Raw genomic sequence first — 24,636 nt, 5'->3', positions numbered from 1 at the left:
GCGGCTTGGGATGGGCTGGTACCTGCATGTAATTGCAGCACTTGAGGCATCATGGACTGAAATGCTCGGTTTCCTTCTCTCCCTGCTGGCAGGCCGCGGCGCTCAGGCTTCAGCCAAGCCGGGGACTTCCCTGCCCCTGCAGTACCCGGTCCTGCTCTTCGGCGAAGGCCGGATCCTCGTAATGGATACGGTGGAGAAACTCACCTCCACGCAGGGCAGCTCGGGCCTCTACTACCCGTCGCTGCAACTGATTGACGCGGCCGGCAACTTGCACCGGATCGTCAAAGCCAGGGAGTTCGGACGGAAATCGTGGGTGCTGGACATGGGCACCGGCACGTTCCACGTTCATCTGGTGCTGAAGCGCTTGAAGACGCTGAAGCTGGCCGAGGCACGGAAGCTGCTGCTCGAACTCGTCAGCGATCCGGAGAGTTCCTGGAGCCGGTGGCCGGGCGGCTCGGCTCGGGCAGTGGCGCAGTTGGAGAGTTGCAACAGCCTCGGCGAGTTGATGGAGGAGTGCCGCCGAAGCTGGGATTGGCACTGAGGCTCAGCGGACACCTTCCACCTGGGTGAGGTCGCTGTGCGAGACATCGACACGGACGCAATAGAGATAGCGCTCATCCGGCGAGAGGGACCAACTTGATGTGCCGATGGGCGGCAACTGGCCGGGGAATCTGGAGATCTCCTTGTTCGGCCCTCCGTTCAGGGGATGAAAGACGACCGCCGCGCCGCCGGTGGGCTGGCTGCTCTCGGCCAGCAGGTAGATGCCATCACGGCCCGGAGTCCAGGCACCCCAGTAGCCGGCCAACAGCCCGTCCAGAATCTGGGTTGTCGCCCTGGTCACGAGGTCGTAACGCCAGATTGTGGTCCCGGTGCGGGCGCGCGTGAAATAGAGGCTGCGTCCATCGGGAGCAAGCACCTTCTGGTGAACGCCGTCAGCCGCGACGATCCTGGTGCCGGTCATCGACCCCACCGGAACCCGCCAGATCGAGCCCTGGGCGTTATACAAGAGGTTGCGGCCCTCGGCATCGAACATCGGGTGGCCGCCGACCACCTCCGGTCCTCCCAGAATCTGCGGCGATCCGCCTTCGGCATCCACCACATAGAGGCGCTGCGTAAGGGCGTCGTTGAAGACCACCTTGCTGCTGTCGGGGGACCAGCGGCAGGCCACCGGATGGATGGCGCCCCGGGTGATCTGCATGGCGCGCCCGCCATCGACACCACTCACCCAGAGCTGTCCTTCGCCTGACCGGTCGGACCGGTAGCAGAGCCGCTTGCCATCGGGACTGACGAAAGGCAGGATCTCCTCGCCAGTGGAAGAGATGACGCGGCTCCAGCCGTTGGTCCCGCGGCGGGCCGCCTCCAGATCCAGCTTCCAGATGTTCAGATCCTGCTGCAGGTCGGAGTAAACCATACGCTCGCCGGAGCGGCCCACCGAGAGCTGCATCGGGTTGGCGCTGGAGAGATTCGTCCCCTGCACGGCGCCCGTATCCACGTTGGCGGACCAGACCTCGAACTCACGGCGCCGGTTGGAACCAAAGTACAGACGGCGGCCATCGGGTGACCAGTCATGCCCGCTGATGGTGCGATCGGCGGAGGTGAGTTGCTTCACGTTGCCGCCGGAGAGATCGGTGATCCAGAGTTCCTGGCGGAAGCGGTCGGCCATTCGCACAAAAGAGACGCGTTGGCCATCGGGCGAGAAGCGCGGATCCACGTCGCCGATGATCGCGTCGGGCGGCCGGGTGAGGCGGGTGCGGCTGCCGGTGGCGATGTCGACCAGGAACAGGCCGAATGCCTGGGAGGAAGATTCCTTGTCATCGACGACGAGCTTTGTCCCGTCTGGCGACCAGTCCAGGTGGCGGCAGTTGAGTCCATAGCGAGAGCGGTAGAGTTGGACGATCTCCCGCTCAGCGCCGCCGCGCTCGGGCGTGACTACCACGCGGAGGGACGAGGCTTCGTAACGGATGTAGGCCAGGTGGCGGCCGTCGGGCGACCAGGCAGGACTGCTGTGCTCGTAGTGGCCCTCACTTACCTTGCGCGGCTCGTCGTCTTCCGGGCCGCGGACGTAAACGGCCGGATTGTTCGCCCCATCCTGATCCCAAATGAAGGCGACTTTGGCTCCGTCACGAGTGAGCGCGGGCTGGTACTCACTGCCCGGCAGGCGGGTGAGCGAGTGCCGTTGGCCGAACTCGATCTGGGCGGTGGACCGCCGCTGGCTCCAGTAGGCCAGGGCACCCAGCATCAGCATCACTCCCGCCGCCAGGGCGGCCAGCCTCCAGGCGACATTGACGGTTTCGTGAGAGTGGGGCAGGCTCACGGGTACCACCCACTGGTAACCGCGGCCCGGCAGCGTCACCAGATACCTCTCGCCGGAGCCGCCGTCGCCCAGCGCTTTCCTCAGCATGGAGATGTGCTGATTGACGTTGGCGTCCGTCACCACCTGGCCCGGCCAAAGCTGGGCGCAGAGCTCCTCCCGCGTCACCACCTGGTTGCCGCTCTTCAGAAAGATGAGCAGGGCGTCGAACACTTTGGGGGTTACCGCAACAGGTGCGCCGTCCCGCGCTAACGTACGTAACTGTGCGTCGGCCGAGAACGGACCAAAGTGAAACACTTCCTGCTGCATCAGTAGGTTAGCTGTATTTTATGCTGTTTTTTATTTTTCACACGGCTTTGCTGGACACTCCGGAATCGAAGGCGCATAACTGCTGGCGGAGCTTCAGGGGCCGCAACGATGCAGCCCCATCCGGTTTGATTGGAAGGATGGTCACCATGCGCAACCTCGCCGTTGTAATTATGATGTTTTGCCTCGGATCTGTCCTCTTCGCGCAGAATTCCGGGATTCAGGGGTCGGTGATCGACCCGACGAAGGCAGTCGTTCCCAACGCGTCAGTCAGGGCCATCAATCTGGACACTTCCGTTGCCGCCCAGGCCACCACGAACGGGCAGGGGCTTTACCTATTCCCCCTGCTGCCGCCCGGCCGTTACCGCGTGGAATGTGAGGCATCCGGTTTCGCTCCGCAGAAACTGGCGGAGTTCCGATTGGAAACCGGCCAGACCGCCCGCCTCGACTTTGAACTAAAGACCGGATCGATAGCCGAGTCGATTGAGGTCTCGGCTTCGGCGGTGCTCATCAATTCGGAGACCTCCGAAGTGGGCCAGGTGGTCGATTCCAAGCGCATCCTGGAGATGCCGCTGAATGGACGCAACTATCTCCAGTTGGCGCAGTTCACTGCGGGCGTGCTGCCCGGCGGCGGGTTGGGCGTCGGCAGCCGGGCTCGAGATGAGGGAGCCTTCTCGGCCGTCGGGCTGCAGATTGCTCAAAACAACGTCCTGTTGGACGGCACCGACAATTCGTCGCGGACCTCGGGCGGCCCCCTGGGCTACGAAGCCCAGCAGGTGAAGCCGCCCGTGGATGCGGTGGCCGAGTTCAAAGTTGTCACTAATAATATGAGCGCCGAGTACGGATACCGCGCCGGCGCCAAGGTGCTCGTCACGACGAAGTCCGGTTCAAACCAGTTCCACGGCTCCGCCTATGAGTTCCTCCGCAACGAGAAACTGGATGGCACGAACTTTTTCGCCAACCGGTCCGGCGCGAAGAAGCCCTCCTACCGGCAGAACCAGTTTGGTACCACGCTCGGTGGTCCGGTGATCAAAAACCGCACCTTCTTCTTCGGCAGCTACCAGGGGACGCGCATCCGCACCGGCCAGAGCTACATTTCGACGCTGCCCAGCCGCGACATCATTGAACGCGGCGACTTCTCGAAGCAACCCGCCGTCCGGCAAAACATCTTCGATCCGCTGACGCAGACCGGCACGGGCGCCACGGCCAAGCGGAGTCCCTTCGCCGGCAACATCATTCCGCAGTCGCGCTGGGATCCAGTCGTCAAGAACATCCTGCCGCTCTACCCCACCGCCAACATCGGCACGAACGACAACCTGACGAACAACTACTACTTCGGGCCCAGCGACTCCGACGACGCGGATCAGTATGACTTCCGCGGCGACCACAACTTCTCGGATAAGCACCGCTTCTTCGCGCGCTACTCGCGGCGCGACCAGTTCCGCAACCAGAACGGTTATCTGCCTTACCCGGCCATGGGCGGCCAGGGGCAGACCGTGAAGCTGAACGGCAACAACGTCGCAGGTGCGTTGAGCAGTGTACTGACTTCCACGCTCTTCAACGAAGCGCGGTTCGGCTACGCGCAATTCGACACGGCGTTCGACATCCCGTTCACGAAGAACATGAACAAGGATTACGGCATCAAGAACGCCCCGGGCGATGCCATCGGCGACGGGTACGATCAGGGCTGGTCGCTCTTCTCACCCTCCGGCTTCGTGGAGATGGGCCCACGGGCTTTCTGGCCCAATGTGAACAACCTGTCGAACTACCAGGTGAGCGACGCCATCGTCTGGCAGCACGGCAAACACACTTTCAAGTTCGGTGGTGAGCTGCGGCGCTCCAATGTGTTCCGCAATGCGGCGCGCTACCGGCGCGGCCAGTTGGCTTTCAACGGCCAGTTCACCTCGGAATCGCCAAATAATGGCACCAGCCGCGCCAACACCGGCAACGGCATGGCCGACATGCTGCTGGGCTATGTCTCGGGCGGCAACTACGGCAACAACCAGGGTGAGGACATCAACAACTGGTACTACGGCTTCTTCGTGCAGGACGACTTTAAGATCTCATCAAGGCTTACCCTGAACGTAGGCATCCGCTACGAGGTCTTCAAGAAAGCGCTGTTCCCGAATTCCGCCGCGCAGAGCGTCAGCCGGTATCTGTATCAGGGGATCAATGTGGCCAATCAGGCGGACGAGAAGTTCGTCTATCCGACGGGCGACTCCGACAGCGGCGGCACCAACGATCTGAACAACTGGGCTCCGCGCATCGGCCTGGCCTATTCGGCCAATGCCAAGACGGTGATCCGCGCCGGAGCAGGCACCTTCTATGGAGAGGCCAACAGCCTGAGTACCGAGAACGCCAACTTCCGTTCAGGCCCGCCGAAGAGCGCCGACATCGCGCTGCAGACCACGCCGGAAGCGACCTCCTATTACGTGAAAGACGGCTACCCGGGCTTCTCGACCTCGGTCGTCCAGAAGGGTTCGGCCGTGTACGTCTTCCCCGACTTCCGGCCCACACTCTATGTCAGCCAGTGGTTCCTGGATGTGCAGCGCAATCTGCCCTGGGACGCCCTGCTCACCGTGGGCTACATCGGCACCAAGGGCACACACCTTCACAACATCCGGAACATCAATCTGCCGCAGACGCCCAGCGCGACCGTGGCCGCCAACCAGCGCTACTTCCGGCCCCAGTTCGGGGCCATCAGCCTGCACGAGAACAGCCTGAACTCCAGCTACAACTCGATGACGGCCAAGGTAGAGAAGCGGTTCTCCAAGGGCCTGACCCTGTTGAGTTCGTTCACCTGGTCGCACAGCATCGACCAGGGCAATGAGGACCTGCTCGACGGCGGCAGCGGCGGCGTCACGCCGTGGGATATGTCCCGTGAACGGTCGAACTCGAACCTCGACCGGCGGCGGGCGTTCGTCCTGAACTCGGTCTACGAACTGCCATTCGGCAAGAACCGCAGCTACCTCAGCTCCGGTCCTGCGGCGGCGGTGCTGGGCGGCTGGCAGGTGGGCGGCATCTTCTCGATGCAGTCCGGTCTCGCCATCGGCCACAGCTTTAACGTCAACAACCAGAACCTGGGCGGCGCCGTGCGCGGCGACTGGGTGAAGAGTCCGAACCTGCCATCCTCGGAACGGACCATCGACCGCTGGTTCGATACCGGTTTCGTTGTAGCCTCCGCCCCGGGTGTGGTGTCGAATGCGGGCCGCAACCTGATCTATGCGCCCGGCCGGACCAACCTGGATATCATGGTGTCGCGCAGCTTCAACATGCCCCGGGAAGGACACTACATCCAGTTCCGCTTCGAGTCGTTCAACTTCGCGAATCACGCGAATTTCGGCTCGCCCAACACAGCCGTCGGGACTCCGAACGCGGGCAAGATCACTACCGCCGAGGATCCGCGCCGCATCCAGTTCGCCCTCAAGTACGCTTTCTAGCCATGAACCGGCGCACCTTCACCCAAACGCTCGCCGCGGCTCCGGGACTCCTCTCCGCACAGCCGCGGCGCAAGCCGAACATCGTCTGGATCATGGCCGACGACATGGGCCCGGGCGACCTCGGCTGTTATGGACAGAAGTACATCCGCACGCCCAACATCGATAGGCTGGCGGCGGAGGGCATGCTGTTTCGCACCGCCTATGCAGGGGGCACGGTATGCGCCCCCTCGCGGTCGAGCCTCATGACCGGCCAGCACAACGGGCATACGCCCATCCGCTCGAATCCGGGCGGTGTGCCGCTGCTGGCGAGTGAGGGCACCGTGGCCGATGTACTGAAATCGGCGGGGTATGCGACCGCCCTCTGCGGCAAGTGGGGCCTGGGCGATATCGGCACGGACGGCGTGCCGTGGAAGCACGGCTTCGACCAGTTCTTCGGGACACTTCATCAGGCGCACGCGCACTTCCAATACCCGCGCTTTCTCTATGAGAACGGCAAAGAGTTCCCGCTGCCCGGGAACGTAAACGGCGCGCGCGTCACCTACGCCAACGACGTCATCGCCAGCCACGCGGTCGACTTCATCCGCCAGAGCAAGGACAAGCCGTTCTTCCTCTACCACTCGCCCACCATGCCGCACTTCGAGCCGCAGGTGCCGGAGGACTCCATGGCCGAGTACCGCGGCAAGTTTCCCATGGGCAAGCCGTGGAGCCAGGCCAACAACCGGCTGAAGGCCCAGCCGGATGTGCGGACCGCTTACGCCGCGATGGTCACCCGGGTCGACACCTACGTCGGGCGCATCATGGCGGAGCTGCGTGCGCAGGGCCTGGACCAGGACACCATCGTGTTCTTCACCTCAGACAACGGCGCAACCCTGCCCGAGATCGGCGAGTTCTTCTTCAACAGCGCCCTGGGCCTGCGCGGCCACAAGGGCAACCTCTATGAAGGGGGAGTGCGCGCCCCGATGATCGCCCGCTGGCCGGGCCATGTGCCCGCCGGCAAGACGTCTGACTTCGAGTGGTACTTTCCTGACTTCCTGCCGACCGCGGCGGAACTGGCCGGAGTCCGCCATCTGCCCAAAGGCGTCGATGGCCTGTCTGTGCTGCCTACCCTGCTGGGACAGCAGCAGAAACCGCACGAGATGCTGTACTGGGAGAATCCCGACTATGGCTGGAAGACGCAGGAGTTCGCTCCGGGCCTCCCGATGCAGGCGATGCGCCGGGGCAACATGAAGGCGGTGCGGCCCAAGCAGAATGGCGTAGTGGAGTTGTACGACCTGGCCGCGGATCCGACGGAGTCGAAGGATCTGGCGGCGGCGCAGCCCAAGCTCGCCGCGCAGTTCGACCAATGGATGCGGGCTGCGCGAACACCTCCGCGCGTACAGAAGGAGCCGCCCCACGGATGGTGGGAGGCGCGAAGCTAGAGCTATGCAGCGACGAGACTTCCTACAGACCTTGCCCGCCGCGGCCATCGCCGCCGGCCCGGCGCCGCGCTACAACGTCCTGCTGCTGATGAGCGACGAGCACAATCCATTCTTCAGCCAGCCCTACGGGCATTCTTTCGTCACTACGCCCAATATGGCGAAGCTCGCCCAGCGTGGCACGGTCTTCCAGAACGCTTACTGCCCTTCCCCGCTCTGCCTGCCTTCGCGGTCCTCGTTCCTATCGGGCCGCCGGGTTTTCGACCTGCAGACTTACGGCAACTGCAATGTCTTCCAGGTCGACACGCCCAGCTACGGCAAGGTGCTGGACGGGCAGGGCGTCCACTCCGTGCACATCGGGAAGACCGATGTCTACAACCAGGCCTCGACGCTCGCGTTCAGTGAGATGATCGCGCCGGGCGACCGCGCCAGGCCTGGCGACACTCTGGTGTCGCGCGTGCCACTAGATGTCCAGAAAGACGGCGAAGGCCGCGGAGCCGGCTTCGGCGTGACGGCCAATCCGTTCGGCGGCGATCTCAAGAAGGTCGATCTGGCCGTGGACTGGCTCTCCCGAAATGCCGCCAGGCTGGGCAAGCCGTGGACCCTGGCCGTGAATCTGCTGAAACCGCATTTCCCGCACAACGTGACCCGCGAACTGTGGGAGCAGTATGCGGAACACGCCGACCTGCCGAAGCATGGGCTCGACAGCTCCGGCGCGAAGTATCCATATGCCGAGGATCTGAGGAAGTTCTTCGGCACCGATGGCTATGATGCGGAGACGATCCGCAGCCTGCGCCGCGGCTACTATGGCTGCATCACGTTCGTCGATCAGCAACTCGGACGGCTGGTGGACACGCTGGAGAAGTCGGGACAGGCTGCCAACACCGTCATCGCCTACACCTCCGACCACGGCGAGATGCTGGGCAAGTTCGGCCTATGGTGGAAGCGCAGCCTGTACGAGGATTCCGCCCGCATTCCCATGATCGTCGCCGGGCCCGGGTTCCAGGCCGGCCAGCGCGTCCGGACGCCTGTCGATCTGCACGACCTGCGAGCTTCCATGTTCGAAGCGGCCGGAGCGAAACAGCCGGCCGGTTGGTGCGGACACCCGCTGCAATCGATGCCGAAATATGACGAGGAGCGCGCCGTCTTCAGCGAATTTCAGGGCGGCGGGACCCGCGCCAGCGCCTTTCTCATCCGCCAGGGCCGCTGGAAGCTCATCTTCAACTGCGCCGCACCCCATCAACTGTTCGATCTGGACAAGGACCCCGACGAGTTGAACAACCTCGCCGCCAGCCAACCGAAAGCCGTGAAACGGCTGGAAGGGGAACTGCGCCGCATCTGCTCGCCCGAAGAGGAGAATCGCCGAGCCGAGGAGTTCACGCAACGCCAGTTGCGCGCCCTGGGCCGCTGAACACCATCATGCAACGCCGACACTTTCTGCAGACCCTCTCCGCCGCCGCGATGGCGCCCATCGCCACTCCGCCGCGCCCCAACATTCTGTTCGTGCTGGCCGACGACCTCGGCTACGGCGACCTGGGCTGCTACGGCCAGACGCGCATCCAGACTCCGAACATCGACCGTCTGGCCGCCGAGGGCATCCGCTTCGGCTCCGCTTACGCCGGGTCCACCGTGTGTGCGCCGTCGCGCTGTTCCCTGATGACCGGCCTGCACACGGGGCATGCGCATACGCGCGGGAACAAGGGGAACGACCTGCCGCTGCGGCCCAGCGATGTCACCGTAACGGAATTGCTGAAGAAGGCGGGCTACCGGACAGGCCTGTTCGGCAAATGGAGCCTGGGCCAGTTGGGCACCACCGGCTATCCGACGAAGAAGGGCTTCGATGAGTGGTTCGGTTTCTTCTCACAGCTCCACGCCCACAACTACTACCCGGAGCACCTGCTCGATCAGGAAGGCAGCTTCCTGCTGCGCGGGAACATGGGCACACAGCACAAGGACTACGCGCCCGATCTGTTCACGAAGCACGCCGTGAGCTTCCTGGAGCGGCAATCGGCGACGCAGCCCTTTTTTCTGCACGTCTGCTACACGCAGCCGCACGCCAACAACGAGATGGGCCGCGATACCGGCAACGGCATGCAGGTGCCGTCCGATGCGCCCTACACGGATCGCAACTGGCCGCAGGTGGAGAAGAACTTCGCCGCCATGATCAGCCGGATGGACTCCGACGTCGGCCAACTGATGTCGACTCTGAAGCGCAAGGGCATGGATCAGAATACGCTGGTCCTCTTCGCGTCGGACAACGGCCCGCACAAAGAAGGAGGCCATGCCCCGTCGTTCTTCGAAAGTTCCGGCCCGCTGCGGGGGATCAAGCGCGATCTGACCGAAGGGGGGATCCGCGTACCTTGCGTCGCACGCTGGCCCGGCGGCATCAAAGGCGGCCAGGTGAGCGAGTTTCCGTGGGCGTTCTGGGATATCCTGCCGACCTTCGCGGAACTTGCGGGTGTCGAGGCGCCCAAGGGTCTGGACGGGACGTCCATCGTGCCCACGCTGACAGGCAGGACGCAGAAGCCGCACGAATACTTCTACTGGGAGTTCCACGAACTGGGCTTCCACCAGGCCGTCCGCATGGGCAACTGGAAGGGCATCCGTAAGGGGCCGGAACTGCCAATAGAGCTCTACGACCTGGCCACTGACTTGAGCGAGCATCACGACCTCTCGGCGGCTAATCCGGCCGTGCTCGCGAAGATCAAACAGATCATGGCCTCGGCCCGCACGGATTCGCCGGATTTCCCGATACTGACTCCGGAGGAGGCCAAGAAGCGGGCTCTGCCGATGTAGAGCTCTCATCCGCAGGTAGCCTTCTCCGTCGTTGACTGCGTAACCAAATCTGGTTACCCTCGAGACGCGAGAGAAAAAGAGCTGTGCCGCTGACTCAATAGGCAGAACAGCCGGTTCGTGATGGAATCCCGCCACACACGGGTCATTGTAGGCTCAGAGGGCCCATGGAGCACTATCCAGCCCGATTCGAACCTGACGAAAAGGACGGCGGCTATTTAGCCACCTTTCCTGACTTCGGTTACGGTGTCACACAAGGCGAGAGCGTGGAGGAAGTTACGGATCTGGCTCGGGACCTTCTGATGCTCACCATTGGCGACTTCATCCGGAACGGAAAACCGCTGCCCACCCCCAAACGTCGCCGGGGAGCAAAGTTTCGCCCCGTGGCATTGACGGCCCTGCAGTGCGCGAAGGTGGATCTCTACAATACCTTTCAATCCTCCGGCCTCAAAAAGGCAGAATTCGCGCGGCGCATCGGGATCCCGAAAACACACATCGACCGATTGTTCTCGCTTCGGCACCAGTCGAGGCTCGATCAGCTCGAATCCGCCTTCGCCGCACTCGGCAAGCGTCTGCATGTCGAGGCGCGCAACGCGGCCTAGCTTCTTCACAGGCCAGACCTCAGCGACTCCTCGGGCCAGCTATCCAACATTCCGAACACCCCTGCTCGCCCCTAGCGTCATTCCCGGCCGCAGCCGGCCTAATTCCATACCTTTTTGGCAACTCTCAGGCCTGTCATTTCCTGCTTACGCCGAGATTCAGAGCTAAGATAAAACTTACTCATGCAGACCCTCGGCCTGTCGGATTCAACACCCCGCACGGAAAGCCGCTGGCGAGCCCTGTTCTGGCCCACCATCCGGAATGTCGGGGATCTCGATTACATCACCAGGCAGGGCCTCTGGATCTGCTACATCGTCGCGGCGGTAAATGCAGTGCTGTCCGCATTCGCCGGTTTTCCCCTGGCCGGAGCCTTCGAGTGCCTGTTCTATTTCCTGGCCGGAGTGGGCGTCCGGCAGCGCGACCGCTTCGCAGGAATTGCCGCCTTCGCCGGCTATTTACTCAGCGGCTTTGTCCTGCAGCGCTACTCGGGCAATGGCTTCGGCGTCGTTCGCATCATCTTCCTGGCCCTGCTTTTCGCCAACATCCGGGGCAACTGGCTGTCGGCGCGTTGGGCCTCGGAGGAGCAGTTGGAGTTTCCCCCGATGCGTCTCAACCAGACACTGGCCGACAAAATGGCGGACCAGCTCCCAGTCTGGCTCTGGCCCAAAATCCGCATTGTCTTTTATGTGATTGCTACGTTGGAATTGCTGTTTCTGCTGCTGGCGCTTTTCGCTCCGCTGCCGTAAAGAGCAAAGTGATTGTCGCTTTCCAATAACTCCACCGCCGGGCCTGCGGGTTGGATCGATGAATGGGGCGCAACATCATGCAGGCCGGTCGGAGTTCGGCGGGCTCACCCTTGCGTTGCCATCCGCCCTTCCAGGAGCCAGTAGCTTTAGAATTCCGGCCCAGAGTAGTCCGGAGAAGAGCGACGAACCAAGGATGAAAAGGACTGAGCGCCTCCAACCCTCGGCCCAGTACCATTCGACTGCGCCGGACATCAGCCCGAAAGCAAGCGAGTCCCGAAGGATTGAGCGGCGCGTGAACCAGGAAGGAAGTTTCACGGCTCTCCTCGCGCCACCTTCTCAAACATCCATCTCATCTGCGTCCAAGACCTGCCGCCTTGATCCTATCAACTGGTGTCCCGCAGTGAACGCCTGGAGACAAACAATGCCGCCAGGCAATGGTCCGCCCGTCGACTACCCTCGCAGTGCCACACCCGGCTGCCGCTCCATCCATGCCTGGTCCGCCAACACTACCGAAGTCTCGATCTGCCTCTCCGGCACGCCCCAGTAACGCCGCAACAGTCGGTCCTTCTGGTGCTCGGACACCAGGGTGAATCCGTTCTTCTCATAGAACCGGATCGCCCAGAACGCCGCGGCCCAGGTCCCGATCAGGACCGGCGTGCCGGCGAGTCCTGTCAGCTGCGCCAGCAATTGAGCCCCGATTCCACTCCGCTGACGGCTGCTACGGACGTAGGCGTGGCGAATCAACGTGACATCCTGCACCGGCTGCAGGCCCATCACGCCAGCCAACTCGCCACCAGCCTCATAACCATAGAATTCGACACCCTGCGCCAACTGAGCCTGAAGCTCCGCCCTGCCCATGTAGGGCGAGTGCCAGCAATCCTCAGGAATGATCCCCTGGTACACACCGGCGCCATCGTTGATAATCGTCCAGATCGCTTCGAAGTCGGCCTCGCCGCAACGTCGAATCATATTCGTCCTCTCGTGTCAGCCCGCAGAGCGAAGCCGCGCGCGGCCTGCCTCGGGCAGCCGGTGATTCAGAATCGCAGGAATAGGCAGTGTCGTCTTGAACGAAATTGCGGCCGCTGCGGCAAATCAGCGGACCGCTGCCCGGTAGCGGCTCGGCGTCACCCCGAACTGGCGTCCGAACGCCCGGGTCATGTGGCTCTGGTCGGCGAAGCCCGCCTCGAGCGCAGCCTCTGACGGCGCCACTCCCACCGCCAACAACCTGCGCACCGTCAGCAATCGCTGCTGCACGGCGTAGGCATGCGGAGTGATGCCCGTGGCCCGGGCGAAGCCGCGCAGAAGTTGGAAGCGGCTCACACCGCATAGGGACGCCAGTTCGGCGAGCGAGGCAGCCCGCCCGGGATCGAAGCGGATCCGGTCGATCGCCTTCTGGACGTAAGGAGGAGGGCCCGCCGTGCCTGGTTTCGACACGCCATGCCGTTGCAGCAGGCAAATCAGCACGAGCACCAGGCGCTCTTCGGCGGCCAACGGATCGTCGTCCGTCAAGGTCGCGAACAATTCGGCGAATCGCCCAGCCAGCAGCGGGTCGCGTACAACCGGCCGCAGGACTTCCGGAAAGCCGCGCAACTCTTCACCCAGTTGAGAGGACACCTGTAGGGGCTCCAGGTACACCATACGCCAGCCCCGAGTCGCCCCACCCAGCGGAGCGCCGTCGTGGCACTCGCCCGCATTCACCATGATGACGTCTCCGGCCGCGGCTTCCACCGCCCCGATGCCGCTCCAGGAGCGGTGTCCGCCGAAGGTCATCACACCGAAACCGAGTTGATCGTGGAAGTGCCGCGGAAACTGGGCATTGGTCACGAGCGTGCGGGCTTCGACACCGGGCAGCACCGAGCGGTGCTGATCCACCAGATGGACACGCGCAGTCATGGCTTCAACTTCAGAATAGAACTACAGCGCACGAGTTGGACCGGGAACGAATTCCGCACGGCCTGCCAACCTCCGGGTTGTATATTGGAACGTATCCCCACCGTGACAACCCTGGCGCACAAGACCTTAGGCCGTCTCGATGACTTGCGGCGTCTGCGTGAGCGATCCGCCCACGACATGCTCGTCCTGCCAAACGTGCGCTGGACCCGCGACCTGAATCGCTCCTGGATCGAGGAAGGCCTCCGCCACTATCAGCCCTTCCTGTTGATCTCCGAAGGCGACTTCCGCGGCACCGTTCTCGAATGGGAGTTGCGCCTCGTGCGCGCCGCCGGCTACCGGCGCCAGGGCCGCTGGTGGAGGCCGCAGTGACCTTCCAGGAAAAGACCGCCGCCGAGTGGGTGCCCTTCCAGGCACTCCAGCCATTGATCGGAGCCCTGCACTGCCACGGCCCGGCATCGCGCCGCTTCCTTATCCTGCTGCGCGCCTTGCCTGTCCATCTCCTGGGCATCGTGGACCAACCGGCCTGGGCCGACGGAGGCATGCGCTCGCCTGCCGAGTTCTTCTATCACGACCTCGATCACGCCCGCTACAAGATCCGCGAGGATCTACTCGCGCTCGGCTTCGACTGCCCCGATGTCAGCCCCACTACACCGGCGATCCTCCCCTACGTTCTCGATTCCATCCAGCAGGCGGGCCCCTTGCTCTGGCAGTTGGCTCCGGAACGCCTGCGCCTCGCCCGAACTCTCTTTACGACGCTGGATGCCTCGCCGGACCACCAGCTCGCGCTCGCCGGCGAATGGCTCCTGTTCGAGATCCTCCACGAGAAGAGCTTCCCGCTCGACCGCACCATTCTGAACCGCGAACTGCAACGCCCGCAGCACATCGCCAAGCTGCGGCAGAAGCTGGCCGCCGGCTTTTATGAAGAGGCCAGCCCGCTCGTCTTCGCCCGGTTGCCGGAGGCGCGCGCGTGGCTGCTGGGCGCACTGTGACGATCCCCGTCTTCGATTTCTCTGGCCCGATGGATGCAGGTGAGACCGCCCGGCTGCACCGGGCCGCAGCCGGGATCGGCTTCTTCCACGCCACGCATCCGTTGTTCGACGGGAAGCGATGCAGTCAGGCGATCCAACTGGCACGCGGATTCTTCGACCTGCCGGCGGCCGAAAAACAGGCGCTCGCCATCGAGAACTCGGCGCACTTCCGCGGCTACAGCGAGATGCGCAACGCCAGGGATTGGCGCGAGCAGATGCACTTCGGACGCGAGGAACCCGCTGGCGCGCATCGCCTGTCCGGACCGAATCTCTGGCCGGTCAGCGGCGAGTGGCGCTCGGAAATCCTGCGCCTGATCGCGGACTTTGAAACTGCCGGCCGCGACATCCTGAACGGAATCTCCTCCGGCCTGCGCCTGCCGCCCGATCAACTACTGCCGCAAGAGGAAGCCCCGTACGTCCTGCTGAAGCTGATCCATTATCTGCCGCCGCCGGACGGCCAGGCTCGCTCCGGAGTCGCTCCGCACGTCGACTTTAGTTGGATCACGCTGCTCCTTCAGGATGACGCCGGCGGCCTCTCCGCCTGCACGCCGGAGGGTCAGTGGCAGGATATCGATCCGCGCCCAGGCTCCTTGATCGTGAACATCGGGGAGATCCTGCAGTTCGCCACCTCAGCCGGTCTCCGAGCCACTCCGCATCGCGTGATGAACCGGACCCGGGATCGCATCTCTCTACCGTTCTTCCTGAATCCGGGCCTGGACCGCTGGATCGGACCCATCCCACTCGCGCAGCGCGGCACTATCTCCGCGGCGCCCGAACCCGAGCATGTCCATCGTGTATTGCCAATCTCGGCGGCTACTCCGTTCCACTACGGCGAAGCCGAATGGCGCCGCAAGGGGCAAGGGGTGTGGTGCCGGGATTGTGTCTCGGCGTGAGGCGCGACTGAGCACCCGAATTCTACGGCCGGGGAACTGCGCTTCTACTACGATTCGCTTCTCACCGGCCGCCCATCCCCGTCGCCTCAACTCGCAGTAGCCCGCGCCCCTGCGTGATCGCATAGCACGTAGTCACGTCGAAGCACGAAAAGCTCACCACCTGATCTCCGGCCATCGGAATCGCCGTCCACTGGAATCCTCCGTCATCCGATTCCCTCAGAACTCCATCACGGCCCAATGCGTAGCCGTGATCCACCGTCAGAAACTGAATTCGCTGATGGCCAGGCCCGGGAGTTCGGGGCCAGATCTGCGTCGGCCGCGCCAACTCAAGCCACGAACGCCCTTGATCCTCGCTGCGAAAAAGGTGCTCTCCCTGCAAAAGCCAGTGGAACTCGCCGGCAAACACAACCGCCAAAGGCGGCTGGGCACTACCCAAAAAATGTTCTGAATGCCCGCCCGCGAAAGAGAACTGGCTGTCGGCCCAGGTTCGCCCTTTGTCCTTCGAATACATCGCGGCTGTCTTTCCAAAGAGAAAGAACACAGAACCGCGCCCCTCCTGAATGATCTCGAACTTCCCCGATGGCAGCGGACGTTTCTCCCAGGTTTTTCCGGCATCCTGACTCACCAGCAACTGGTCGGCGAACCGCCCGGGACCATCCGGCGTCGACACCCGCGCCAGCACCGCGCTCTCGTCACTGCCAACGGTGAGCCACTCCAGGCGTCCGTCCTTCAACGAAGGCCCTACTGGGATGGAACACAATCGCTTCCAACTGAGCCCGGCATCGGAGGTCAGATACACGGTCTCGTCAATCGCAGCCCAACCGTGCCCACCCGCACGCAACTGGTAGCGCAGCGGAGACGCGGGCCCAGGGGCATGGGGGTCCACTCGTCCCTTCCCGGGCCAGGCGAGCCGCTGCCAGCTACGCCCTCCATCTCCAGTCCGGTAACTCGGACCAGAGAGGCCGCACGTCAGCCACCCTCTATCGGCATCCGCGAAATCGACCTCGCATTCCGCGGGTCTCGAAACCGCATCAGGCAAACCCGCCGGCCGGGTTACTCCGTTCGGGAACAACACCGCATACAGAAGAACTGCCGTGAACATTATGTGCAAAGAATAGCATTCTCAGGAATCGAATCACTCCGCCATCTGGCAACAAGCGCCTCTTTTACCAGAATGGGCCGTTCGCCTGTTCGCGAACCCCATGCCTCTTTCACATTCAACGTGGGTTGCATTTCTGATAATCTCCTTCCCATGCGCACCTGGGCTGCTACACTTCCAGTGAATTTCCTCTGTCTTTGCCTGCTGGTCCCCGTCCGCCTCCCCGCCCAGACGACTGGCTCCCTCAGCGGCCTCATCACCAACTCCATCACCGGCGAGCCCCTCCCCGGCGTCCAGGTGCTTCTCATTCCATTGGGTTCAGCACAAGCTACATCTCTCAACGCCACCTCCGGACCGAATGGACGAATTCACTTCGAAGACGTGAAGCCCGGCCACTACGAATTCGACTCCACCAAACCCGGCTTCGTGCGCCACCGCCAACAAGTCGAAATTGCCGCCGGTTCCACGAAGGTGGACGCCCGCCTGACTCCGTACGCCCGCGTTTCCGGCCGCGTTACCCTCGGGCCCGATCATCCCGCGGCCGGCGTTCCGGTCGAGATCCGCCGCCGTGGCGGCCGGCCCCGTTTCACCACCACTACCGCCGAGGATGGCACCTACCTTTTCAATGCCCTGGAGCCCGGCCGCTACCTGCTCAGCGCCGGTGCACGCGGCGCAGCGCTGCGAAAACTCCCCGGCTACTCAGCGGCCAAGGCCCCCACCCAGGAAGGCGGCCGAACCGCCTGGGCGCCGGCCTTCTTCCCCGAAGGCCGATCCCCCGCGGAGGCACAGGTGCTCAGTATCAAGGGCGGCATGGACCTGGGCGGTCACGATCTCCGGCTCCGTCCAGTCCCGGTCTACCGCCTGCGCGGCACCGTCGTGGACGACCGTGGAGAGCCCGCCGGCGGGGCAGCCGTGCAACTCTTCGCAGCCGACTCCTGGTTCGGTTCGGAGTATGAGACCACCGCCCGCGCGGATGGTAGCTTCGAACTGGAAGACGTGCGCGCCGGAGACTGGGATCTTCACGCCTCCGCCAGCCACAGCGGCGTTACGCTCAAAGGGAGCCTGCGGTTTTCAATCACCAAGGCGGACCTCTCTTCGGTTCGCCTCGAACTCACTCCGCCGTTCCCACTTAACGGATTCGTCGATCGCGACGAGCCTAGGGACAAGGAAGGAAAGCGGCTGGTCAGCGGCGTCTATATGACCTCCGAGGACGGCGGCGCGGATATCGCGCTCAAGTTCCACACACAGGATGGCGGCCTGCACTGGGATTCCATCTATCCCGGCCGCTATCGCATCCGGCCAGTCGGTTTCGCCCCCAACTGGTACCTGGACGCCATATACGTCGGCGATCAGGAAGTACTCACGCGGGCCGTGGACCTCCGCCCCGGCAGCCCATCCGTCCGCATCGTCTACCTGCCTCGAGCCGGCAGGCTGCGAGGCTCAGTCGAACGGGGCAGCCGCGCCCACGTCTACCTGCTCCCCGCCGAGGAAGCACTGTGGGACGAGCAGTTTATCAATGCCGCACAGACGGACGCTGAGGGCCGCTTCGAGATCGGCAGCCTAAGGCCCGGTGAGTACCTTGCCTTCGCCTTCGACGAGCCCCAGGACCACGACGAGTTCACTGATCCGGCCCTGGTCCGCACGCTTCTTATCCAGGCGACGCGGCTCACCGTCCGTCGCGGTGAACTCAGCCAGGTTGAACTGAAGCCCCTCCCCAGCACCCTCTGGTAGGCTCTTCGCCGCCAGAGACCGGAATGCGTGTACGGCCCTAGCCGAGTATCTACACAAACCCTAAGCTATGTTGCTGATGGAATGACCCAGTGCTTTTCGGCAACGATGTCTTGAAGAGACTAATTCATGAGCATTCCGGCTCGCATATTACAATGGTATTTCGGCCTCTCCGCCATATTGCTGGTGCCCAGCTGCGTTCAATTACTGATCAAGGCGTGGTGGAAATCCGCTCACGCTGAGCGCCCGGCAGCGGGAATGGTCGGTTACGTCATAATCATTTCGTACTTTCTCGTAGCTGGCTTGGCCGCCGCCATGGCCTGGTGGCAGATGAAGCGGGGCCGGAAGTTCGCCGGCCGTTGGGCCATTGCCGCGTCCATCGCCCATTTCCTGATACTGCCAATCGGGCCAGTCGTGACCATCGCCGGCCTCGTGGTTTTCATGCGCAGGAAACAGCGAGAGGCCCTTCACGTCGAGCGGCCGCCTGAACACACGCCGAAGGCTGGCGATGGAACTTCGCGCTTCACTCAGGCCGCGGTCTATATCGTTCCGTGGATCCTCGCCTTCGCCGGATTCCGCTGGGTCGGCCGGCTCGCCGCCCAGTTGGGCTTAACAGCGATCCAGGGCCCCCTGACGGGCCTGATCGTGCTGCCTCTGGCTATCCTCCTCTCGATCTTCTTTCACGAGTCGGGGCACGCCATCGGAGCCTGGGCTTCGGATTTCCAGGTTCGGATGTTCCGCGTGGGTCCCTTCAGCGTCTCCAAGCTCGAAGGCCGGTGGCGCTTCGAGTGGGCGGGCCTGTTAGGCGGAGCCACCGGCGCCCTGCCCACCAGACCGCGAGGCATCCGCTCCGGCGCTCTGTTCACCATCGCCGCCGGACCCGCCGCATCATTTGCCTCTGGAACCATCTGCCTGGTGCTGTTCCTCACCGCGCGCAACGCGCCCTGGCAGCCCGCCTGGGATCTCCTCGGCACGTTGACCGTCTTGTGCCTCATCGATTCCGTTGTCAATCTGCTGCCCATCGGGACCGAGCATGGCGGCTACTCCGACGGAGCGCGGCTCTGGCAACTCGCCTTGAACGGTCCGTGGAGCAGGCGCATTGTCTTCCAGTTCTACACCGGACTGTCGATCACCGGGGATCTTTCCCCGCAGGACTGGCCCAGCGACCTGGTCGAGGATTCGGCTCGCGTGGAGGACGGCAGCAGCGGAGACCCCGGAGCGATCCTGTTTGCGCTAGTCCACTTTCGCTTCCGTGGCGAAATCGAGCGGGCCGAGGAATACTTCAACCTGATCCATCAGCATGCGAAGCATTGGCCGGAGAAGACCGTAACGCAATTCGCGCCCGAATTTTCCTTTTATCAGGCCATCTACCGGGGCGATGCGGAAGCTGCCCAGCTCTGGTTCGATCGCTTCAAGGACAAATCGCTTTCCGACTATTGGCGCGCGAAGGCGGCACTTCACGGAGCCAAAGGCGAACTGGAAGACGGACGCGCGGCCTGGTACAAAGGCTGGAGCCTCGTGCTGCAGGCGCCTCCCAGGGGCATTCGCCTGTTAGACGAACACGACTTCCGCTTGATGGCGGAACGCTGGTGGCCCGACCTGGTGAGCCTGGTTCCAGTCCACTCCACGGCGGCCCAGCAACCAGTCATTCGTCGCGAAGCCGTTCCTGCCTAGAGGACGCCCGGCCGCCGGGCATTGCCCGCTCGGTTCCACACGCCGCGCACCCGCCGGTCACAGCTTCATGCCCAAAGGAATCGGCGGCGCGAGCGAGGCCAGATCGCCATTCAGCAGGGTCGCCTGCGTACTCCGCTTCATCCAGAACGTGTCATTCAGCGTGATGTCTTCCAGTGCGCCGTTCATCGTGCGCCGCCACAGAGTCGATTGCTGATATTTCGTCGAAGCATGCGCGAAATAGCCGCCCGCCGTCATCGCCATATTGCCCATGCTGGATTCCACCCAATCCGAAACAACAAAGTGGAAATGCAGGGGAGTTGCATTTCTCCGGGCCAACATCCCCAGCCCGTGGTCGTAGCAGCTCTCCATACCAAACCGGTACCCCATGATGTCCGCGCACTGCGGGAACGTCCCCGGCACGAAAGCCAACTGATCCGGACTGCAGCCGAACGCCTCGCCCCAATCCTCCTGTTTGTCGATCTTCGCAATACGATGCCCTCCCAGCAGCAGGTACGCCACGTTCTTGGCGATCTCCGGAAACTTGGGGATGTCCCGCAGGCTCTGGCTGATCTGGTTCAACGAAGCACGGGGTAATCATCGGCGGGAAACCCCGCACCAATCCACGTGGTCAAATCCTTGCCGAAAGGCGACCGCATGCCTGGGATATTGGCAATGTAGTTCTGGTGCTTCTGCAGAATCCGGTCGCGCCGCGATGGGTCCGTCGTTTTGGGCCGCGTCCGTTGCCCTGTGGCTGGATCGAACTTTGCCTCGGCGGAAAATAGATCCCGGATCAGTCCTTTGCGGTAAAGCTGCGGTAAAACACAGTGCCCGGCACAATCAGGATTTTGGGAAACTTGGCGCGGAGTCTCGACTGCGTGCGGAGCCGGCAACGCAGCGGCGCGCCGCCACGAGGGAACTCCGCCCAGCCCAATCGCCCCCCGCGAATCAGCAGCAAGCAGAGCCGCGAATGTAAATGAGCGGAGGAGCAACCGAAAGTCCCCCATCCACCACGAGAGCCCGAACCGCGAACCGAGGACTGAAGCCCCCACCAACCAGACGGCTATTCCGAAGCACACCTCGCAATCATCCGCATCAGCAAACCAAGCTCCGCCTGATCCACAGAATCGGCGGCCAGCAGCCCGCCCTCCTTCGATTCGACCATCGTAACCGCAACCCGGCCACACTCAAGTCCAAGGCGATCGGTAAACACAGTGTCGAGCGTCGTACCCGGTCGGTGCCCTACCACGCCCTGCGCCGGCAACCGATACCCCACAACCGCACCCTCCTGCCCTCCGGGCCACAATTCAGCGCGCAACTCAGCCCAGGTCTGCCCGGAGAGCATCTGGGCGAGCGCGCTCCGAGCATGGGGCCCCAAGTTGGCTTCAAACTGGACCGCATCATCGCTCACCCATGCCCGAACAAACTGATCAAGCGCCAATCCGGCGGAAAAGACACCGTTACACTGGAAAACGCGGCCCGCACGATCAGCACGAGACACAAACGCCGTCAGTCCCAGCGAGACCGCCAGCGCCTGATTGAGTTGCAGGCCCAGCCTCGCCAGGGTGCGGTCATCGGCCATTCGGCGCAAACGCGGGAACGCATCCTGACGTCCGATCTGGGCATAGGCCCTCACGACCCACGCCCCATTCGTGGCAAACTCAGACTCCGCGCCGGCCTGTTCGATCGAATCCAGCGCCCGCTCCAGTTCGGCCAGCGACGCTGCGCGTTGGCGCAAGAGTGACTCAACCAACCGGCGATACCGGCCCTCGCGCTCAGAAGAACACGAGGATAACCCCATCTGGTCAGCAAGAGAAGACTGCGTCAGAGCCAGCACGAGCTCGCGCGAAGAAGGCGCAGCCCCTTGTCCGCAGGCGGTACTGCATGAGACGGCCAGCGCGCTGAACCAAACGAGAAAAAGACCTTTACCCACGGCGTGCCCTCCTGGGCTCCGGCAACAGAAAACGGCGTGGCCCCGGCGCAAAGCAACCCGCCACCACGCCGGACAAGGAATCCAAACTCAATCGACCAGTGGAACGGAACTGCCGCCGCACTGCATGGTGCATTCCGAGGCAGGCCAATGTTATTTTAGTCTTCGAGTTGCTGGAATCTCTGGAAGAATCGACGCAGGCTGGGACAGTGCGTTTCAATGAATTTGCGTGCCCGCCGCCAGTCCCCAAACCCAACACGGCCCGGATGCCTCGAAGGATGCGCGCGTCAGCACGTCCGTTAACCGAAATGCCGTCCAAAATCGGACCCGAACCCGATCCGAGTCGTCAAGAGTCACCTCTGTCACCGCCGCCCGTACCGGCTTACCCTGCCCAGGATCGGTTGAGTCCATGACCGTCCGGCAGATCTGGTCGCAAAAACCGCCCTTCGGCGTCCGGCGCGTGGCCTCAGGCAAGCCGCCCGCTCCCGCGCGCCCCCCTTCGCGATGACCGGCATCCGCTATATTTCGCTAACCGGCACCAGCGGTTACGCCCAGGCCGCGCGCCGGTATCTGCTGGGGCTCGTAGGGCTCGGCGTACCCGTCACCTGGACGCCGTTAGTCCCTGGCCCGGCCTGGGGCCTGGAGTTTGAGCCGTACGAGGGCACTTCCATCGGCGACCCGCAGCTCGATCCTGTGTGCAACCGGGCCATCCCCTACGACGTCGTCCTCCTTCACACCCAGCCGGAATACTATCCTCACCTCCGGGCGATGTTTCCGGACACCCGCGTCGCCGCCTACGCAGCCTGGGAAACTGAGCGCGTACCCCGCTCCTGGAAGACCCACCTGAGCGGCCTCGACCTGCTGATTGTCCCCTGCCCCTGGAATCGCGACGTGATGCGCAGTGGCGGCTTCCGGCAGCCCGTCGAGGTGGTTCCGCACTCTCTCCTTCCGGGCCAGGCCCCACTGCCCGCTGCCGCCGAAAGCGACGGCCCGTTCACCTTCTACTCCATCAACGTCTGGGACGACCGTAAGGCGGTCGACCGCACAATCGCCGCCTATCTCAGGGCCTTTACCGCCCAGGATCCGGTACGCCTCGTCCTCAAAACCACCGAGAAACACCTGTCCCTGCGCGTACCCTTCACCGGGTGCTGGCCCGTTCGCACCCAATGGCTGGCCGAGAGGTTGCGAAATCGGTATCCCGACCCTCCGCCCATCACCCTGCTCACGGAAAAGCTACCGGAATCCGGCATCCAGGACCTCCACCGCCAGGGCGACTGCTACGTCTCGCTCTGTCATGCCGAAGGATGGGGGCTGGGCGCCTTCGATGCCGCCGCCTCCGGCCGCCCCGTCGTCATGACAGGTTACGGCGGACAAACTGAGTTTCTGCCACCAGACCTCTCCTGGCGCGTCCCCTACCGCATGACCTCACCGCCCTTCCGCCCTCTGCTCGACTACGAGTTCGGTCACCGCTGGGCCGAACCGGACGTCGGCCAGGGTGCCCGTTTCCTGCGTGAGGTCTACGAACACCCTGAGGAAAGCAGGGCCAAAGCCCAGGTCCTGGCCAGTCGGTTGTGTGCGCGCTATCGGTCCGATCTGGTCGCCGCCGAGCTCCGGGATTGCCTGGGCCGGCATTTCTGAGGACCCGTGCAGCCGCTCACGCACTACTCAAGCCGGCTCCGTCGTATCCTGCTGGATCAGCTCCGGCCCGGCCAGCCCGAATCCTCTGGCCATTCACCCACCAAATCCGGCAGCTTGGAAGCGCAGAGCCGCGCTCATCACAACCACCCGGATCTGCTCGCGCGCGCCGCGTCACGCATCCAGCCGCCCGGAGCGAACCTGATCTGGAACAAGGGCCTCGCGGCGCTCTCCGATTGGCGCATCCCCGACGAGTTTCCACCGGAACTGGGCTACACCACCGCCCCCCTTCTCGCCGGCGCGGATGTAAACTGGCGCACGCCCAGGAACCTGATCCCGGCTCCTTCCACGTATGCTTCGATCCCGGATGGTGCGGTGATCTGGCTGCGCTTGTCCTGGATCAAATCCTTCCTCCACCAAGTACTCCCGTTGCTCCGCTCACGCTTCATTCTGGTGACTGCCGACTCCGACAGCCCAGTCCCCTCCAGCATCCGGCGGGTAGCCCGGACTCTCGTGAACGACCCCCGCCTGATCCACTGGTACGCCCAGAATTACGATGGCTCCGATCACCGGACCCGGATCTCCCCCGCCCCCATCGGCATCGACTACCACACTCTGTGCGATCGACCCATGTGGGGCGAGCCCATCGCCTCGCCCGCTGAGCAGGAGAGCGTCTTACTGTCCATCCGCGACAGCCTGCCGCCGCTCGCTGAACGAATTCCGTCGGTCTATGTGGATTTCGGATGGCAACGCACGCGGCTCGGCGGGCGGAAAGGCCTGATCCACAAGCTGCGCGGCAATCCCCATGTCTGCCTGCAGGAAGCGCCGCTCGGGCGCTCCGAGATGTGGCGCCGCCGCGGCCGCTACGCCTTCGTCCTCAGTCCCCCTGGCAATGGCCTGGACACCCACCGGCTGTGGGAGTCGCTGGCCTTGGGTCACATCGTCCTGACACCGGCCTCTTCGCTGGACCCGCTCTTTCGCGGCCTGCCCGTCGTCCCGTTCCAGCATTGGTCCGAGATCCAGGGCCCCCACCTCGAACGCTGGCTGGCCGCCCACTGCCTGGCAGAAGCACGGCTGGAAAAGAAACTGACCTCCGCTGACTGGATCTCCAGGATCCGCACCGGGCAACCGCTACTATGAGGAAGAGA

20 protein-coding genes are annotated in these 24,636 nt (G+C 63.5%); 14 read left to right on the top strand and 6 right to left on the bottom strand.

What is annotated here, in order from left to right; translation table 11 throughout:
* The first annotated feature begins 61 nt into the window (after positions 1-61).
* Positions 62-541 (top strand): hypothetical protein, encoded by a 480-nt coding sequence (locus IRI77_RS01730; protein ID WP_194450370.1) that lies wholly within the window; start codon positions 62-64, stop codon positions 539-541.
* A gap of 3 nt (positions 542-544) precedes the next feature.
* Here IRI77_RS01730 and IRI77_RS01725 read toward each other — a convergent pair whose 3' ends face one another.
* Positions 545-2,620: a winged helix-turn-helix domain-containing protein gene (locus IRI77_RS01725; RefSeq protein WP_194450369.1), complete on the bottom strand. Its 2,076-nt coding sequence runs from the start codon at positions 2,618-2,620 to the stop codon at positions 545-547.
* A gap of 146 nt (positions 2,621-2,766) precedes the next feature.
* Between IRI77_RS01725 and IRI77_RS01720 the strand changes: the two genes are divergently transcribed.
* From IRI77_RS01720 to IRI77_RS01695, 6 genes are all read left to right on the top strand, one after another.
* Positions 2,767-6,057, top strand: coding sequence for a TonB-dependent receptor (locus IRI77_RS01720; protein WP_194450368.1), 3,291 nt, complete (start codon positions 2,767-2,769; stop codon positions 6,055-6,057).
* Positions 6,058-6,059: 2 nt separating this feature from the next.
* Complete coding sequence (locus IRI77_RS01715; protein ID WP_194450367.1) at positions 6,060-7,475, top strand: arylsulfatase; 1,416 nt, start codon at positions 6,060-6,062, stop codon at positions 7,473-7,475.
* Positions 7,476-7,479: 4 nt separating this feature from the next.
* Positions 7,480-8,883, top strand: a complete 1,404-nt coding sequence (locus tag IRI77_RS01710; RefSeq protein WP_194450366.1) for a sulfatase-like hydrolase/transferase — start codon at positions 7,480-7,482, stop codon at positions 8,881-8,883.
* Positions 8,884-8,891: 8 nt separating this feature from the next.
* Complete coding sequence (locus IRI77_RS01705) at positions 8,892-10,268, top strand: arylsulfatase (RefSeq protein WP_194450365.1); 1,377 nt, start codon at positions 8,892-8,894, stop codon at positions 10,266-10,268.
* Positions 10,269-10,432: 164 nt separating this feature from the next.
* On the top strand, positions 10,433-10,867 hold the full coding sequence (locus IRI77_RS01700; protein WP_194450364.1) for a type II toxin-antitoxin system HicB family antitoxin: 435 nt from the start codon (positions 10,433-10,435) through the stop codon (positions 10,865-10,867).
* A 180-nt stretch (positions 10,868-11,047) separates the two neighbouring features.
* Positions 11,048-11,611, top strand: coding sequence for a hypothetical protein (locus IRI77_RS01695; protein WP_194450363.1), 564 nt, complete (start codon positions 11,048-11,050; stop codon positions 11,609-11,611).
* Positions 11,612-12,061: 450 nt separating this feature from the next.
* Here the strand turns inward: IRI77_RS01695 and IRI77_RS01690 are convergent, their stop codons facing one another.
* Positions 12,062-12,580, bottom strand: coding sequence for a GNAT family N-acetyltransferase (locus IRI77_RS01690; RefSeq protein ID WP_194450362.1), 519 nt, complete (start codon positions 12,578-12,580; stop codon positions 12,062-12,064).
* 123 nt (positions 12,581-12,703) lie between these two features.
* On the bottom strand, positions 12,704-13,504 hold the full coding sequence (locus tag IRI77_RS01685) for a helix-turn-helix transcriptional regulator (RefSeq protein WP_194450361.1): 801 nt from the start codon (positions 13,502-13,504) through the stop codon (positions 12,704-12,706).
* Positions 13,505-13,606: 102 nt separating this feature from the next.
* Here IRI77_RS01685 and IRI77_RS01680 point away from each other — a divergent pair, with 102 nt between their 5' ends.
* Genes IRI77_RS01680 through IRI77_RS01670 form a run of 3 tightly spaced genes read left to right on the top strand, consistent with a single transcriptional unit; the run spans position 13,607 to position 15,425 of the window.
* Positions 13,607-13,873: a hypothetical protein gene (locus tag IRI77_RS01680; protein WP_194450360.1), complete on the top strand. Its 267-nt coding sequence runs from the start codon at positions 13,607-13,609 to the stop codon at positions 13,871-13,873.
* Entirely contained in the window at positions 13,870-14,493 is a 624-nt protein-coding gene (locus IRI77_RS01675) for a hypothetical protein (protein WP_194450359.1), read from the top strand. Before IRI77_RS01680 ends, IRI77_RS01675 begins: the two co-directional genes overlap by 4 nt.
* Positions 14,472-15,425 carry an isopenicillin N synthase family dioxygenase gene (locus IRI77_RS01670; RefSeq protein ID WP_194450358.1) on the top strand — a complete coding sequence of 318 codons (954 nt, stop codon included), beginning with the start codon at positions 14,472-14,474 and terminating at the stop codon, positions 15,423-15,425. The genes IRI77_RS01675 and IRI77_RS01670 overlap by 22 nt, the downstream gene beginning before the upstream one ends.
* 61 nt (positions 15,426-15,486) lie before the next feature.
* On the opposite strand, the gene IRI77_RS01665 is transcribed toward IRI77_RS01670, so the two are convergent.
* Complete coding sequence (locus IRI77_RS01665; protein WP_194450357.1) at positions 15,487-16,311, bottom strand: hypothetical protein; 825 nt, start codon at positions 16,309-16,311, stop codon at positions 15,487-15,489.
* Between the two features lie 366 nt (positions 16,312-16,677).
* Here IRI77_RS01665 and IRI77_RS01660 point away from each other — a divergent pair, with 366 nt between their 5' ends.
* Complete coding sequence (locus tag IRI77_RS01660) at positions 16,678-18,255, top strand: MSCRAMM family protein (RefSeq protein WP_194450356.1); 1,578 nt, start codon at positions 16,678-16,680, stop codon at positions 18,253-18,255.
* A gap of 312 nt (positions 18,256-18,567) precedes the next feature.
* Positions 18,568-19,926, top strand: a complete 1,359-nt coding sequence (locus tag IRI77_RS01655) for a M50 family metallopeptidase (protein WP_194450355.1) — start codon at positions 18,568-18,570, stop codon at positions 19,924-19,926.
* Between the two features lie 57 nt (positions 19,927-19,983).
* On the opposite strand, the gene IRI77_RS01650 is transcribed toward IRI77_RS01655, so the two are convergent.
* The gene (locus IRI77_RS01650) at positions 19,984-20,505 is read right to left on the bottom strand and encodes a carbon-nitrogen hydrolase family protein (RefSeq protein ID WP_194450354.1); all 522 of its coding nucleotides are present in this window, start codon (positions 20,503-20,505) and stop codon (positions 19,984-19,986) included.
* A 481-nt stretch (positions 20,506-20,986) separates the two neighbouring features.
* Positions 20,987-21,856 (bottom strand): hypothetical protein, encoded by an 870-nt coding sequence (locus IRI77_RS01645; protein ID WP_194450353.1) that lies wholly within the window; start codon positions 21,854-21,856, stop codon positions 20,987-20,989.
* Between the two features lie 501 nt (positions 21,857-22,357).
* On the opposite strand from IRI77_RS01645, the gene IRI77_RS01640 reads away from it, so the two are divergent.
* Together IRI77_RS01640 and IRI77_RS01635 are read left to right on the top strand one after the other, a co-directional pair.
* Positions 22,358-23,491 carry a glycosyltransferase family 4 protein gene (locus IRI77_RS01640; protein ID WP_194450352.1) on the top strand — a complete coding sequence of 378 codons (1,134 nt, stop codon included), beginning with the start codon at positions 22,358-22,360 and terminating at the stop codon, positions 23,489-23,491.
* A gap of 6 nt (positions 23,492-23,497) precedes the next feature.
* A complete protein-coding gene (locus IRI77_RS01635) occupies positions 23,498-24,628 on the top strand; it encodes a hypothetical protein (RefSeq protein WP_194450351.1) in 1,131 nt (376 codons plus the stop codon).
* Positions 24,629-24,636: the final 8 nt, after the last annotated feature.

This window comes from Paludibaculum fermentans, assembly GCF_015277775.1.
Classification (GTDB): domain Bacteria; phylum Acidobacteriota; class Terriglobia; order Bryobacterales; family Bryobacteraceae; genus Paludibaculum; species Paludibaculum fermentans.
The sequence above is the reverse complement of the archived record's forward strand: the minus strand, read 5'-3'. Positions and strand labels throughout refer to the sequence as shown.

Bases quoted from the DNA above. Each gene is read 5' to 3' on its own strand.
- IRI77_RS01730 (WP_194450370.1), top strand. From the start codon at position 62: ATGCTCGGTTTCCTTCTCTCCCTGCTGGCAGGCCGCGGCGCTCAGGCT.
- IRI77_RS01725 (WP_194450369.1), bottom strand. From the start codon at position 2,620: ATGCAGCAGGAAGTGTTTCACTTTGGTCCGTTCTCGGCCGACGCACAG.
- IRI77_RS01720 (WP_194450368.1), top strand. From the start codon at position 2,767: ATGCGCAACCTCGCCGTTGTAATTATGATGTTTTGCCTCGGATCTGTC.
- IRI77_RS01715 (WP_194450367.1), top strand. From the start codon at position 6,060: ATGAACCGGCGCACCTTCACCCAAACGCTCGCCGCGGCTCCGGGACTC.
- IRI77_RS01710 (WP_194450366.1), top strand. From the start codon at position 7,480: ATGCAGCGACGAGACTTCCTACAGACCTTGCCCGCCGCGGCCATCGCC.
- IRI77_RS01705 (WP_194450365.1), top strand. From the start codon at position 8,892: ATGCAACGCCGACACTTTCTGCAGACCCTCTCCGCCGCCGCGATGGCG.
- IRI77_RS01700 (WP_194450364.1), top strand. From the start codon at position 10,433: ATGGAGCACTATCCAGCCCGATTCGAACCTGACGAAAAGGACGGCGGC.
- IRI77_RS01695 (WP_194450363.1), top strand. From the start codon at position 11,048: ATGCAGACCCTCGGCCTGTCGGATTCAACACCCCGCACGGAAAGCCGC.
- IRI77_RS01690 (WP_194450362.1), bottom strand. From the start codon at position 12,580: ATGATTCGACGTTGCGGCGAGGCCGACTTCGAAGCGATCTGGACGATT.
- IRI77_RS01685 (WP_194450361.1), bottom strand. From the start codon at position 13,504: ATGACTGCGCGTGTCCATCTGGTGGATCAGCACCGCTCGGTGCTGCCC.
- IRI77_RS01660 (WP_194450356.1), top strand. From the start codon at position 16,678: ATGCGCACCTGGGCTGCTACACTTCCAGTGAATTTCCTCTGTCTTTGC.
- IRI77_RS01655 (WP_194450355.1), top strand. From the start codon at position 18,568: ATGGCCTGGTGGCAGATGAAGCGGGGCCGGAAGTTCGCCGGCCGTTGG.
- IRI77_RS01640 (WP_194450352.1), top strand. From the start codon at position 22,358: ATGACCGGCATCCGCTATATTTCGCTAACCGGCACCAGCGGTTACGCC.